The organism is Cellulosimicrobium sp. EB106-03-01-XG111 (assembly GCF_058792115.1).
Genome location: NZ_JBYTEQ010000009.1, coordinates 90,912 through 104,278 on the forward strand (window position 1 = coordinate 90,912; position 13,367 = coordinate 104,278).

Consider the following 13,367-nt stretch of genomic DNA (forward strand, 5'->3'; position numbering starts at 1 on the left):
GGTGCAGACGCCGGGGACCGCGCGAGCCCCGTGGGTGGACCCGACGACGGGTGCCCCCGTGCGTCAGTCGTCCAGGGTCCCCGGCGGGAGCTGGGCGCCGATCGCGTGGAAGAGCTGCACGGCGGTGCCGAGCCCGCACGAGACGGTCTGCGCGAGCTGGTCGTCGGTCGCGCCGTGCTCGAGGTCGACGGAGACCTCGGCGTAGAGCGCGAGCCGTCCCCCCTCCTCGCGCACGTAGACCTTGGGCCAGATGCGCTCGCGGTTCCAGTCGTTGACGGTCTGGAGCGTGAGGAGGCGCGACTCGACGGGGAGCGTCGTGGACCAGCGGCCGCGGACCTGGAGGATCTCCGACCGGTCGCCGAGCAGCAGGAACCAGAAGCGGTGACCGTCCCACGTGCCGGTGATGTCGCCGTCGTCGTCCACGCGGAAGTGGTAGCCGCGGCGGGTCAGGTGGTCGCCGATGCGCGCCATCGACAGCGCGCGCGGCAGCTCCTCCTCGCGCGGGAACGAGTCCGGCGCCTTGGGCCGGCGGTTGCCGAACAGGCGCGTGAACCAGTTGGTGCGGGCCTGCGTCATGGCGCCTGCCCCGCGGGGTCGGGGTAGAACTCGTCGAGCGCGTCGAAGAACATCGAGCCCGTGCTCAGCCCGCACTGGAGGAGCTGGTCGAGCTGGTCGTCCGTCACGCCGTGCTCGAGGTCGACCGTCACCTCGGTGAAGACCTGGATCATCCCGTTGTCGCGGACGCGCGTGTACGTCTTGGGCCAGATGCGGTCCGCGTTCCACTCGTTGCAGAACTCGAGGATCTCCTCGAGACGCTCGAGCGCGAGGTCGCGGTTCCACTGGCCGCGCACCTGGAGGATCTCGTCGTTGTTGCCGAAGAGCAGGAAGTAGAACAGGCGGCCGTGCCACAGCCCGCCGACGTCACCGTCGGAGTCGACGAAGTAGCTGTACCCGCTGTCGGTGATCCACTCGACGACCCGCGAGAGCGTGAGCGGCGTGGGAGGCCGCAGGACGTCGGTCGCGACCTGGCCCAGCTCGCGCGCCAGCAGGTCCTCGACCTGCGACTGCAGGTCGTCCGCCGGCCGGGCCGCGCCGGGTCGGCCCCCGTCCTGCGCCCCGCCGGGATTCCCGTCCCGCCGGTCGTCGTCGTCCCGCGCCCCGAAGAACCTCACCTCCCTACCGTACTCGCGCCCGACCGCGGACGCCGCATCGCGGGCCGTCCGGGGAGGCCGCCGCGACGGCGGGGGAGCGGGCACCACTACGGTGGGACGGTGACCGTCCGTGCCGTCGTGCTCCCTGGAACCGTCCTGCTCGTCCCGGGAGCGGCCGGCGCCGCCTCGGTCCTCGGGCCCGTGCGCGAGGCGGCGCTCGCGGCGCTCGCGGACCTCGTGGCGGACCCGCCCGGTGGGGCGGGTGCGTCCTCCGTGGTGGTGGTCGCCCCGGGAGCCGCGCGCGCCCGCGGCGCCGCCCGGGCCTCGCTCGCCGCGGCGGGTGTCGCGGACCGGTGGATCGACCCGGCGTGGGCCGCCGCCACGCGACCGCTCGACCGACCCGTCGCCGGGACGGCCGCCTCCGTGGCGCTCCTCGCGCTCGCCGGTGCGGGATGGACGGGTCCCGTCGACGTCGTCGAGCTCGGTGACGCGGTGACGCGGACGGCGGCAGGCGCGGGCACGAAGGCGGGTCCGGAGACGGCTACGGAGGCGGGTGCGGCGTCGCCGGCGGCCCTGGACACCGCCCGGGAGCTCGGCGCGGAGCTCGCCCGCGAGGGGGCGCGGCTCGTCGTCGTGCACGACCCGCGCGCGCCCCTGCCGCAGGCCGCGCTCGACGGGTTCGTCGCTGCGGCGGGCGCGGAGGCCGCGCCGGTCGCGACGTGCGACGAGCCGGACCCTGCCGTGGCGGTGCGGCGGTACGCGGTCCGCACCCCCGCAGCCGCCAGCGGCCCGGCAGGGCCCGCCGTCAGCCGCTGAGGCCCGTCCCGACGGCGGCGGCCTCGTCGTCGCGCCCGAGGCGGCGCAGCGCGGCGACCATCTCGTTGCCGACCATCGCGCGCGACTCGGCGTCGTGGACGATGGCGAAGCCCTCCATCGCCGACTCGAGCAGCTCCACCGCGTCCGTGTCCTTCCCCGCCTCGCAGCGCGAGCGCCCGGCGAGCCAGAAGGCGTGCGCCGCGTCCCGGACGTCACCGGCGCGGGCGAACTCCTCGGCGACGGACTCCGCGAGCGTCGCCGCCGCGTCGAGGTCGCCCGCGGTCGCGAGGAGGCGGGCGCGCGTGTCGTCGAGGTCGCGACGCTCGCGCGCGTCGGCTGCCGCGTCGCGCTCGACGAGCTCGGCGGCCCGTGGCGCGGACCCGTCGCTCGTGCCCTCGCTCGCCGCGGCGAGGTCGTCGAGCGTGCGCTCGACCTGCCCCAGGGCGCCGGTCACGTCGCCACGCCCGGCCTCGAGCCGCGCGTACGCGCGCACGACCTGCCCGACGAACCGGGGCGCGACACCACCTGCCCGCAGGAGCGCGAGCGCGTGGAGGAACGCCGGCGCGGCGCCCTCGTCGTCGCCCTCCAGCGCGGCGAGCTGCGCCGCCTCGGCGAGCGCGAACCCGGCGCGGTCGAGGTGGCCGGAGGACTCCAGGAGCGACGACGCGCGACGCAGGAGGCGTGCGGCCCGGACCGGGTCGTCGCCTGCCACGTCGTCGGCGAGCGCGAGCAGACCGTCGGCGTCGGTGGGCTCGACGGCGGTCTCGGCCGGGGTGCCGTCGGCGACCGCGGACGCCTCGGGCGCGAGCTCGGCCGGGAGGTCCGACGGGCCACCCGCGGTGCCTTCGGCCGCGGCGGGCTGCGGTGTCACCACCGGGGCGTCCACGGAGAGCACGGCCAGGTCGACGGGGAGCGTGCGTGCGCCCCGCTCCCACGCCGCGCGCAGCCGCTCGGACGCCGCCGTCGTGCCGTTGCGCGCGTCGAAGGACTGCGCGAGCGCGGCCGCCTCGCCGCGCACCCACGCGTCGAGCTCGGCGACCGTCGTGGCGGGCACGTCCCGCAGCGCGAGCGGGGCGTCGCCGTGGTCGGCCCGCAGGACGCCCGTGGCGACGCTCACGCTCGTGAGGAAGCCGAGCCGGTCGCCCGGCGAGTCCGCCTCCGTGAGGAAGGCCTGGTGCTCCACGAGCATTCGGAGCGCGCGCGACGCGTTGCCCGTCCGCGCGAGGAACTCCACGTGACGACCCTTCGGGCCCGTCATCGTCACCCCGGTGTCGAGGTGGCGCAGCCCGCGGCGGTGCGTGCGCGCCGCGGCCTCGGCGTCGCCGACCTCCACGTACGCCAGCTGGAGGTGGGACAGCATGTCACCGGGCTCGGTGGCGCACGACGGCGATCCCTGGAGCACGCCCTCGAGCAGCCGGACGCCCTCGTCGTGCCGGCCCGTCTCGAAGAGGTACGCCGCGCGGTCGCCCGGCTCGCACGCCTCGCACTGCGAGTAGTCGTCGCGCGGGGTCGCGACCCACGCGCGGTACGCGTCCTCGACGTCCGTGGCGCCCCGCTCGCGCGCCCACTCGAAGCGCTCCAGGGCGACGGCGTTCGTGCCGTTGCCCGCGAGCGCGTACCGGCGCGCCATGTCGTCGAGAGTGCGCTCGATCTGCGCGGCGGGGACGTCGGGGAACTCCATGAGGTGCCCGACCATCCACTTGAACGACCAGAACAGCGAGTGTGCGTCCTCGGCGTCGAAGTGCTCGGGGTGCTCGTCCCACCAGCGCAGCATCTTGGTGAACGGCAGGTACGCCTTGGTCACCTCGCCGCCCCACACGTACGACTCGACGAGGACGAACAGCGCGTAGGCGCGCGCCGCGTCGGGGCCCTCGGCCTCGACGCGCTCGAGCTCGGCCGCTGCGGCCGTGGAGCGCGCGAGGCCGTAGGGCATGCGGCGGACGTCGTACAGGGCGGCGTTCACCTGGTCCACGGACCGGGTCATCGGTTCTCCTCGTCGGCAGGGGGGTCGGGTTCCGTGGCGGCGTCCTGCCCGGCCGCGAGGGCGCGGGCGAGCAGGAGCGACAGGGAGTCGTTCATGAGGGTCGCCTCGGCGGGCTGGAGCGCCTTGCCGGACGCGAGCACCGCCGTGACATAGAGGGAGCGGGCGCCCGCCGCGCGCACCTGCGCGTCGGGGCTCGCGAGCAGGTCGCGCACGGTGGTGTTGGCGTCGTTGAGGACCAGGCGGCGGGGGCGGGCCGGGGCGCTGAGCCCCGCGAGGATCTCGCCCCACAGGTCGTCCGTCTCCGCGACGCGGGCGGCCTCGCGCGCGTGGTCGCCCTCGCGGTCGTGCAGGAGCATGGCCGGGAGGGCGTCCGGCTCGTACCGGCGCAGCACGACGTCGCAGTCCTGCTCGGCGAGCGCGTCGTCGAGCGACGCGAGCGCGTCGGCGACCTCGAGCTCGCGCAGCGGCTCGACCTCCGTGAGGACGTGCGCGACGTCCGCGGCCGAGACGGGCGACAGCCGCCACCGCGGGAACCGCGCCGCGACGCGCTCCAGCAGGTCGGCGTCGTAGACGTAGCCGCCGTTGACGACCGCGAGCCCCTGCGCCGCCGCGACGGGTGCGATGCGCCGGAACTCCTCGACGCTCGCCGTGTACAGCAGGCGCCCGTCGGGGTGGTCCGCCGCGAGGTCGGCGAGCGTCGTGGACCCGGCCGTCGTCTCGAAGGGCAGCACGCGCGCGGCGACGTCGAGCATCTCGTCGTCGGTGAGCGCGAGCGCGCGCACGGCGAGGTGGTGCGTCTCGAGGAAGCGCCGCGCGAGGACGGAGTCCGTCGCGAGCGTCTCGAGCAGCCATCGCCGCACCTGCGCCCCGAGCGCGTCGCGGGTCGCGAGCAGGACCTCGTCCTCGTACAGCCCCTCGCGCGACGCCGTCGGGCGCAGCACGGACGCGTCGAGGACGCACCGCACGAAGAACGCCCACGGGGGCAGCAGGTCGTCGACCGCGCTGCCCAGGAGCATGCGCTTGAGGTAGACCCGGTGCCGCGACGTCGTGGTCGGCGCGACCGCGGCCGGGAGCACGTACGCGACGCCCGTCAGGCCGGCGAGCGGCAGGTCGAGGTCGATCCGGGCCAGCGGGGTGAAGCCGAGGGTGCGCTCGGCGTACGCGGCGAGCGCGGCGTCGCGGGCTGCGGGCGTCGGGTGCGCAGCGCGCCACGGCAGGTCCTCGCCGCTGAGCCGGCGCACCGCGACCGGGGCGTCGCCGGTCGGGGTGCGCACGCCGGGGCCGTCGTCGAGACGTGTCTCGACGAGCAGCTCGACCGGCAGGAGCGAGCCGAAGTCCTGGGCGAGCGCGACCACGGACTCGGGGGCCAGCCAGTGCTCGGTGTCCCGCCGCGGGTGCAGCCGGACGACGCTCCCGGGCTCGGCGGGCGCCGCCGGGTCGTCCGGGGAGAGCTCGACGAGCTCGTACGTGCCGTCGGCACGGCCGCGCCAGCGCACGGGGGCGGGTGCGTCGCCCGACGCCGTGCGGCGTGCGGAGCGCGAGACGAGCTCGATCTCGTCGGCGACCATGAACGCGGACAGGAGCCCGATGCCGAACTGGCCCAGGAACTCCTCGCGTCCCGTCCCGAGCTCGACGTCGCGCTTGGAGCTGCGCCCGATGGTCGCGAGGAGCTCCCGCGCCTCGTCCCGGGTCAGCCCGACGCCCGAGTCGTGCACCTCCAGGCCGCCGTCGGGCAGCGGGCGGAGCAGGATCCGCGCCGGTGCCTGCGGCCCCTCGAGCCCGGCGCGCGCGGTGATCGCGTCGACGCCGTTCTGCAGCAGCTCGCGCAGGTAGACGCGCGGGCTCGAGTAGAGGTGCCGGGCCAGGAGGTCGACGACGCCCCGCAGGTCGACCTGGAAGGCCGTCGCCTCCTCGCCCGGGGCGCCGCCGTCCGGGGCGGTGCGGCCCGCGGTGCTCTCGTGCGTGCCGGTCACCGCGCGTCGACGTCGGCGCCGCCCTCGGCCACGGTCTGCGCGGCCGTGTCGGGGAAGCGGGAGTCGAGCGCGTCGAAGAACTGCAGGCCCGTGAACAGGCCGCACTCGAGGAGCTGGCCGAGCTGGTCGTCCGCGACGCCGAACTCCAGGTCCGTCGAGACCTCCGTGTAGACCGCGAGCTGGTCGTCCTCGACGCGCGCGTAGACCTTCGGCCAGATCTTGTCGCGGTTGAACTCGTTGGCGACGAGCGCGACCTGCGCCTCGGCCGACGCGGGGAGCGTCCGGTTCCACCGGCCGCGGACCTGCAGGATCTCCTGCTTCTCACCCATGAGGAAGAAGAAGAACACCTTGCCGTCCCAGTTGCCGCCCAGGTCCCCGTCCGAGTCGACGAAGTACCGCCACTCGCGGCTCGTGAGGAACGCCTCGACGCGCTCGCGCGTCAGCGGCGCGTTCTGGCTCGTCGGTGCGGCGTCCGGCTTGGTGAAGAAACCCATGTTCTCGAGTCCTTGTCGTCTGAGAGGTCGTCGTGAGTCGTGCGAGTCGGTGGTCGCGCGGGCGGACCGACCACGGACACACTACGCATCCCCGCCCACACGCCCCGGCTCGCCGACGGGCCGGACGGTACCGTTGCGCGGGTGAAAACCGAGCACGACCCCGCCGGGGCGCCCGCGTCCGCCCGAGGCGTCGTCGTCGCCGTCGTGGGACCGACCGCCACGGGGAAGTCGGACCTCGCCCTCGACCTCGCCGAGCGCCTGTCCGTCCCCGGGGCGCCCGCGGAGATCGTCAACGCCGACGCCTACCAGCTCTACCGCGGCATGGACGTCGGGACCGCGAAGGTCCCCGTCGCCGAGCGCCGCGGCGTGCGCCACCACCTCCTCGACGTGCTCGACCCCGCCGAGGACGCCTCGGTGGCCCGTTACCAGTCCGAGGCGCGCCGGGTGCTCGACGAGATCGCCGCGCGGGGCGCGCGCGCCGTCGTCGTGGGCGGCAGCGGGCTGTACGTCCGCGCGCTCCTCGACGACATGCGGTTCCCGGGCACGGACCCCGCCGTGCGGGCGGCGCTCGAGGCGCGCGCCGAGGAGCAGGGCCCGCGCGCGCTGCACGACGAGCTCCTCCGACGCGACCCCGCGGCGGCCGCGAGCATCGGCCCGGCCAACACCCGCCGGCTCGTCCGGGCGCTCGAGGTCATGGAGCTCACCGGCGAGCCGTTCACGGCGAACCTCCCGCGCCAGGTCTACGTCCGCCCGACCGTGCAGATCGGCCTCGACTGCGACCGGGCCGTGCTCGACGCGCGGGTCGCCGGCCGCGTCGAGCGCATGTGGGAGCAGGGCCTCGTGGCAGAGGTGCGTCGCGTGGAGGCGCACGGCATGGGCCGCACGGCCCGGCGCGCCGTCGGCTACGCGGAGGTGCTCGCCGCGCTGCACGGCGAGATCACGGAGGACGCCGCGCGCGAGGCCGTCACCGCCAACACGCGGCGCCTCGCGCGCAAGCAGATGGGCTGGTTCGGCCGGGATCCGCGCGTCGGCTGGCTCGACGCGCAGTCGCCGACGCGCGTGGAGGACGCTCTCGCGCTCGTCGCCGCGGCAGACGAGCGCGCGGCCTCGCAGGGCACGGACGGGCAGTGGCCCGGGGCTGCGCCGGGCACCGCCGTCGGGCCGGACGAAGCGGACAGCGGCGTGCCCGTGCGCCGTAGTCTGGGCTCATGACGCGCACCCGCTTCACCAAGGGCCACGGGACCCGCAACGACTTCGTGCTGCTCGCCGACACGAAGGGCGAGCTCGATCTCACGCCCGAGCTCGTGCGCGCCCTCGCCGACCGCCGCGGCGGCATCGGGGGAGACGGCGTCATCCGCCTCGTGCCCACCGCGCTCGTGCCCGAGTCGCGCGACGTGCTCGCGGAGGACCCGCACGCCATCTGGTTCATGGACTACCGCAACGCCGACGGCTCGGTCGCCGAGATGTGCGGCAACGGGGTGCGCGTCTTCGCGGCGTTCGCCGAGCGGCTCGGGCTCGTGAGCTTCGCGAGCGGCACCGAGGTGCCGGTCGGCACGCGCGCGGGCGTCAAGCGCGTGCGCAAGGAGGACGACGGCTGGTTCGCCGTCGACATGGGTCCGTGGTTCCTGCCCGGCGGCCGACCCGCGCTCCAGGACGGCTACGACGCGACCGTCGTCGTCCGGGGCTGGGAGGTCCCGCGCCCGGCGCTCAGCGTCGACCTCGGCAACCCCCACACCGTCCTCGCCGTCGCGCGCGAGGACGTGCTCGAGCGCGCCGACCTCACCGAGGCGCCCGTCGTCGAGCCGACTCCGTCCCACGGGACGAACGTCGAGCTCGTGGTGCCCCTCGGCGAGACGACCGCGGAGGACGGCACCGTCGTCGGGCACGTGCGCATGCGCGTGCACGAGCGCGGCGTCGGGGAGACGCCGTCGTGCGGGACGGGCGCGTGCGCGGCGGCGCTCGCGGTCCGCGTGTGGGGCGGGCCCGACGCGCCGGACACCTACCTCGTCGACGTCCCGGGCGGCACGGTGCGCGTGCGGGCGCTCCCGGGCGGCCGCGTCGAGCTCGCGGGTCCCGCGGTGCTCGTCCACGCGGGCGAGATCGACCTCGCCGCGCTCGTCCCGGGCTCGCCGGACGACGCCGCGCGCGCCGGCGCGGACGACGACCCCGCGGCGGGCCCGGCCGCCGAGCCGGTCGTGGCGGCGGCCGAGGACGACCGCGCGCCGGTCTGACGGCCCGTCTCAGCGCGGCGCGACGACCTCGAGCACGCGGAACCCCTTCGCGCTCGCGGCGCGCCCGACGACCGCGCCCGGCAGGAGCGGGGGCAGCGCCTCGGCGAGCCAGCGCTGGAGCGAGTCCGAGCCCAGGTTGCGCTGGACCACGAGGTGCGCGCTCGCGCCCGGCGCGAGCCGGGGCAGCCAGTGCAGGAGCATGCCGTGCAGGACGTCCTTGCCGACCCGGATCGGCGGGTTCGACCACAGCGCGGCGAGCGCGACGTCGTCGGGCACGTCGTCCGGGAGGACGGCGCGGACGTTGTCCAGCCCGAGGCGCTGCGCGTTGCGGCGCACGAGGTCGAGCGCGCGCTCGTTGACGTCGACCGCCCACACGGTCGCCTCCGGCGCCTCGAGGGCCATCGTCAGGGCCACCGGACCCCAGCCGCAGCCGAGGTCGAGGACGTGGGCGGGGCCGTCGTCGGGCCGGGCGGCGAGGACGTCGTCGAGCGGCGGGGTGGTGCGCAGCAGCACCTGCGTGCCGAGGTCCAGGCGGCCGGGCGAGAAGACGCCCGAGGCGACCTCGACCTCGACGTCGCGGCCGGCGAGCCGCACCGCGATCGTGCGGCGCTCGGCAGCGGAGGCGGGCCGTGCGGTGAAGTAGTGGTCCGGCGCGCCGTCGGGCGCGGCGTCGACGGCGGGGTCCTGGTCCTCGGTCACGTCGGCCGATCCTACGCGGGCGTGCTCGCCGCAGCGGGCGCCGGACCGCTGTTCGTGCGCTTAACCGCTGGCCTCGGGACGATTTCGCGTGCCACGCTTGTTGTCACACCCGGACGCACGAGCGCCCACCACCGACGGAAGGCGGCACATGAGCCCAACCCCTGCGAACACTCCGAACCCCACCTCGGCTCAGGACGAGCCGACCGGCGCGACGCGGGACATCGCGAGCGACGTCGTGGCGCGGGTGCTCGCTCGGGCCGGGACGGCACGCGCCGAGGGCGGCACGGTCCACGCGGAGCACGACGGCGAGCAGCTCGAGCTCGAGGAGCGCAGCGCGCTGCGCCGCGTCGTCGGCCTGTCGACCGAGCTCCAGGACGTCACCGAGGTCGAGTACCGGCAGCTGCGCCTCGAGAAGGTCGTGCTCGTCGGGCTCTGGAGCCCCGGCTCCGACCCGCGCGAGGACGGCGCGCCCACGTCCGCCGAGGAGGCAGAGATCTCGCTGCGCGAGCTCGCCGCCCTCGCGGAGACCGCGGGCTCCGAGGTGCTCGACGGCGTGATCCAGCGCCGCGCGAAGCCCGACCCTGGCACGTACCTGGGCTCCGGCAAGGCCGCGCAGCTCGCCGACGTCGTCGCCGCCAGCGGCGCGGACACGGTCGTGATCGACGGCGAGCTCGCGCCCTCCCAGCGGCGCGCGCTCGAGGACATCGTCAAGGTCAAGGTGATCGACCGGACCGCGCTGATCCTCGACATCTTCGCCCAGCACGCCAAGTCGCGGGAGGGCAAGGCCCAGGTCGAGCTCGCCCAGCTCGAGTACCTCCTCCCGCGCCTGCGCGGATGGGGCGAGTCGATGTCCCGCCAGGCGGGTGGCCAGGTCGGCGGCGCCGGCGCGGGCATGGGGTCGCGCGGTCCCGGTGAGACGAAGATCGAGCTGGACCGCCGGCGCATCCGCAACCGCATGGCCAAGCTGCGGCGCGAGATCCAGGCGATGGCCCCGGGGCGCGAGACGAAGCGCGCGTCGCGCAAGCGGCACGCCGTCCCGTCCGTCGCGATCGCGGGCTACACGAACGCGGGCAAGTCGAGCCTCCTCAACGCCATCACCGGCGCGGGCGTGCTCGTCGAGAACGCGCTGTTCGCGACGCTCGACCCCACGGTGCGCCGCACGCGTACCGAGGACGGCCGGGTCTACACGCTCGCCGACACCGTCGGGTTCGTGCGCGCGCTGCCGCACCAGCTCGTCGAGGCGTTCCGCTCGACGCTCGAGGAGGTCGGCGACGCCGACCTGCTGCTGCACGTGGTGGACGCCTCGCACCCGGACCCGGAGGGTCAGATCGCGGCGGTGCGCCACGTCCTGGCCGACATCCCGGGCGTGGAGGACGTGCCCGAGGTGATCGTGCTCAACAAGGCGGACCTCGCCGACCCGGAGACGATCGCGCGCATCCGGCTGCGCGAGCGCCGCACGGTCGTCGTGTCGGCGCACACGGGCGAGGGGATCGAGCACCTGCGCGAGCTCATCGCGCACGAGCTGCCGCGCCCGGACGTGGAGATCGACGTCGTCGTGCCGTACCACCGTGGCGACCTCGTGCACCGCGTGCACACCGAGGGCGAGATCGACCACGAGGAGCACACGCCCGAGGGCACGCTCCTGCGCGGCCGCGTCGCCCAGGCGCTCGCGACGGAGCTCGTCGGAGCCTCCGCGGCGAGCTGACCTCCTCCCGCCGGGTCTGCCGGCGGACCGGGCGGCCCGGCCTCGTGCGGGACCGCCGTCCGACCTCGTGGACGACCCCGTGCGGCCTGCGCCGCGCGGGGTCGTCCCGTCTCCGCGGCGTCCACAGCCCTCGCCCGCGGCGTGGGCGCCCGACCGTAGACTCGGCGGGTGCCCCCCTCCACCCGAACCGCACCCGTGCCCGACCGTCCGGACACGGAGGCGACCGGGCAGGCCGGGTCGGACGCGGCTGCGTCGGCGTCGGGCGACGTGCCCGCCGTCGAGGAGCTCCTCGACCTCGCGGTCACGCGCCTGGGCGGTGCGCGGCGCGACGGCCAGCGGACCATGGCGCGGGCCGTCACGGACGCCATCGGGGGCTCCGAGCACCTCGTCGTCCAGGCGGGGACCGGGACGGGGAAGTCGCTCGGCTACCTCGTCCCCGCCGTGCGCCACGCGGTCGCGACCGACGAGCGCGTCGTCGTCTCGACGGCGACCCTCGCCCTCCAGCGCCAGGTCATCACGCGGGACCTCCCGCTCGTGGCCGACGCCGTCGCGGACCGCCTCCCGCGGCCCGCGTCGATCGCGCTGCTCAAGGGGTGGCACAACTACCTGTGCGTGCACAAGATCGCGGGCGGCTACCCCGCGGACGAGCCCACGCTCTTCGACCTCCCCGGCGAGGCGGCGGGCGCCGCCGACCACCCCGCCGCGCGCGGTGGGACGAGCATGGCGGCCCTCGGCGAGCAGGTCGTGCGCCTGCGCGAGTGGGCCGACGAGACGCCCACGGGCGACCGCGACGACCTCGTCCCCGGCGTGAGCGACAAGGCGTGGCGGCAGGTCTCCGTCACGGCGCTCGAGTGCCTGGGCCAGCGTTGCCCGCTGCTCGCGGAGTGCTTCCCCGAGCGGGCGCGCGCCGCGGCCCGCGAGGCCGACGTCGTCGTGACGAACCACGCGATGCTCGGCATCGCGGCCATGGGGTCGCCCGGGGTGCTGCCCGAGCACGACGTGCTCGTCGTCGACGAGGCGCACGAGCTCGCGGACCGCGTGACGGCGGCCGCGACGGTCGACCTCTCCGTCCCGGCGATCGAGAGCGCGGCGCGCCTCGCGCGCCGCCACGGCGGGGTCACGACGGACGCGCTCGACGCCGCCTCCGCCGCGTTCGGCACGGTCGTCGGGTCGCTGCCCGCCGAGCGCTTCCCCGACGGCCTGCCGGACGCCGCGCGGTCGGCGGTCGCGGCCGTGCGGGACGCGGCACGCGAGGTGCTCTCGACGCTCAAGCCCGAGACCGGCGTCACGAAGCCGGCCCAGCCGGACACGGGCCTGAAGATGGCGCAGTCGACGATGCTGCAGCTCTTCGAGGTCGCCGAGCGCATGGCGGCCGACCCCACGGGCCACGACGTGCTGTGGTGCTCGCGGCCCGGGGAGGGCGGCTGGTCCGGCGACCGCTTCGGCGACGGCGCGAGCCGCCTGCACGCCGCCCCGCTCGGCGTGGCGGGCCTCATCCGCACCCACCTGCTCGCCGAGCGCACCGGAGTCTTCACGTCCGCGACGCTCGCGCTCGGCGGGAGCTTCGACGCCGTCGCGCGCACGTTCGGGCTCGGCCCCGCGCCGACCGCAGGCGCGGACGGGGGCAGCACGGACGCGCCGCGGTGGCGCGGGCTCGACGTCGGGAGCCCGTTCGACTACCCGCGCCAGGGGATCCTCTACGTCGCGAAGCGCCTGCCGACGCCTGGCCGGGAGGCGTCCACGGAGCACCAGCTCGACGAGATCGCGGCGCTCGTCGAGGCAGCCGGCGGACGTACCCTCGGCCTGTTCTCCTCGCGGCGCGCGGCGGTGGCCGCAGCGGAGGCGATGCGCGAGCGGCTGGACGTGCCGATCCTGTGCCAGGGCGACGACCAGCTGCCGACGCTCGTCCGGGAGTTCGCGGAGGACCCGGCGACGTGCCTGTTCGGCACGCTGTCGCTGTGGCAGGGCGTGGACGTGCCCGGGCCGTCGTGCCAGCTCGTGCTCATCGACCGCATCCCGTTCCCGCGCCCGGACGACCCGGTGAAGTCGGCCCGCGCTCGCGCGGTCGAGGCCGCGGGCGGCAACGGGTTCATGCAGGTCTCCGCGACGCACGCGGCCCTCCTGCTCGCCCAGGGCGCCGGTCGGCTCGTCCGGTCCACGGCCGACCGCGGCGTCGTGGCGGTCCTGGACCCGCGGCTCGTGACGGCGCGCTACGGGTCGTTCCTCACGCGGTCCATGCCGGGGTTCTGGCAGACGACCGACCGCGACGTGGCCACCGCTGCGCTCCGCCGCCTCGCCGCCCTAGGCTGAGCCC

At 76.0% G+C, this 13,367-nt stretch carries 11 protein-coding genes; 5 read left to right on the forward strand and 6 right to left on the reverse strand.

Translation table 11 applies throughout. The features are described from left to right. Nucleotides 1-63 precede the first annotated feature (63 nt). The gene (locus tag AC3WT4_RS09970) at nucleotides 64-576 is read right to left on the reverse strand and encodes a type III secretion system chaperone family protein (protein ID WP_074810028.1); all 513 of its coding nucleotides are present in this window, start codon (nucleotides 574-576) and stop codon (nucleotides 64-66) included. Next, a complete protein-coding gene (locus tag AC3WT4_RS09975) occupies nucleotides 573-1,172 on the reverse strand; it encodes a type III secretion system chaperone family protein (RefSeq protein ID WP_083385404.1) in 600 nt (199 codons plus the stop codon). Before AC3WT4_RS09975 ends, AC3WT4_RS09970 begins: the two co-directional genes overlap by 4 nt. 99 nt (nucleotides 1,173-1,271) lie before the next feature. Here AC3WT4_RS09975 and AC3WT4_RS09980 point away from each other — a divergent pair, with 99 nt between their 5' ends. Continuing rightward, nucleotides 1,272-1,967: a hypothetical protein gene (locus tag AC3WT4_RS09980; protein WP_492315369.1), complete on the forward strand. Its 696-nt coding sequence runs from the start codon at nucleotides 1,272-1,274 to the stop codon at nucleotides 1,965-1,967. Here AC3WT4_RS09980 and AC3WT4_RS09985 read toward each other — a convergent pair. Genes AC3WT4_RS09985 through AC3WT4_RS09995 form a run of 3 tightly spaced genes read right to left on the reverse strand, consistent with a single transcriptional unit; the run spans nucleotide 1,957 to nucleotide 6,418 of the window. After that, entirely contained in the window at nucleotides 1,957-3,951 is a 1,995-nt protein-coding gene (locus AC3WT4_RS09985) for a hypothetical protein (protein ID WP_108050156.1), read from the reverse strand. The genes AC3WT4_RS09980 and AC3WT4_RS09985 overlap by 11 nt on opposite strands. Beyond that, nucleotides 3,948-5,924 carry an HSP90 family protein gene (locus tag AC3WT4_RS09990; RefSeq protein ID WP_108050158.1) on the reverse strand — a complete coding sequence of 659 codons (1,977 nt, stop codon included), beginning with the start codon at nucleotides 5,922-5,924 and terminating at the stop codon, nucleotides 3,948-3,950. Before AC3WT4_RS09990 ends, AC3WT4_RS09985 begins: the two co-directional genes overlap by 4 nt. Continuing rightward, nucleotides 5,921-6,418 carry a type III secretion system chaperone family protein gene (locus tag AC3WT4_RS09995; RefSeq protein WP_074810031.1) on the reverse strand — a complete coding sequence of 166 codons (498 nt, stop codon included), beginning with the start codon at nucleotides 6,416-6,418 and terminating at the stop codon, nucleotides 5,921-5,923. The genes AC3WT4_RS09990 and AC3WT4_RS09995 overlap by 4 nt, the downstream gene beginning before the upstream one ends. Before the next feature lie 141 nt (nucleotides 6,419-6,559). Between AC3WT4_RS09995 and miaA the strand changes: the two genes are divergently transcribed. Next, complete coding sequence (gene miaA, locus AC3WT4_RS10000; RefSeq protein ID WP_492315370.1) at nucleotides 6,560-7,630, forward strand: tRNA (adenosine(37)-N6)-dimethylallyltransferase MiaA; 1,071 nt, start codon at nucleotides 6,560-6,562, stop codon at nucleotides 7,628-7,630. Beyond that, nucleotides 7,627-8,649 carry a diaminopimelate epimerase gene (dapF, locus tag AC3WT4_RS10005; protein WP_492315371.1) on the forward strand — a complete coding sequence of 341 codons (1,023 nt, stop codon included), beginning with the start codon at nucleotides 7,627-7,629 and terminating at the stop codon, nucleotides 8,647-8,649. The genes miaA and dapF overlap by 4 nt, the downstream gene beginning before the upstream one ends. Before the next feature lie 9 nt (nucleotides 8,650-8,658). Here the strand turns inward: dapF and AC3WT4_RS10010 are convergent, their stop codons facing one another. Next, nucleotides 8,659-9,348, reverse strand: a complete 690-nt coding sequence (locus tag AC3WT4_RS10010; protein ID WP_492315372.1) for a class I SAM-dependent methyltransferase — start codon at nucleotides 9,346-9,348, stop codon at nucleotides 8,659-8,661. A gap of 148 nt (nucleotides 9,349-9,496) precedes the next feature. On the opposite strand from AC3WT4_RS10010, the gene hflX reads away from it, so the two are divergent. Then, complete coding sequence (gene hflX, locus AC3WT4_RS10015; RefSeq protein WP_257417469.1) at nucleotides 9,497-11,053, forward strand: GTPase HflX; 1,557 nt, start codon at nucleotides 9,497-9,499, stop codon at nucleotides 11,051-11,053. 168 nt (nucleotides 11,054-11,221) lie between these two features. Beyond that, nucleotides 11,222-13,363: an ATP-dependent DNA helicase gene (locus AC3WT4_RS10020; protein WP_492315373.1), complete on the forward strand. Its 2,142-nt coding sequence runs from the start codon at nucleotides 11,222-11,224 to the stop codon at nucleotides 13,361-13,363. The last annotated feature ends 4 nt before the right edge of the window (nucleotides 13,364-13,367 follow it).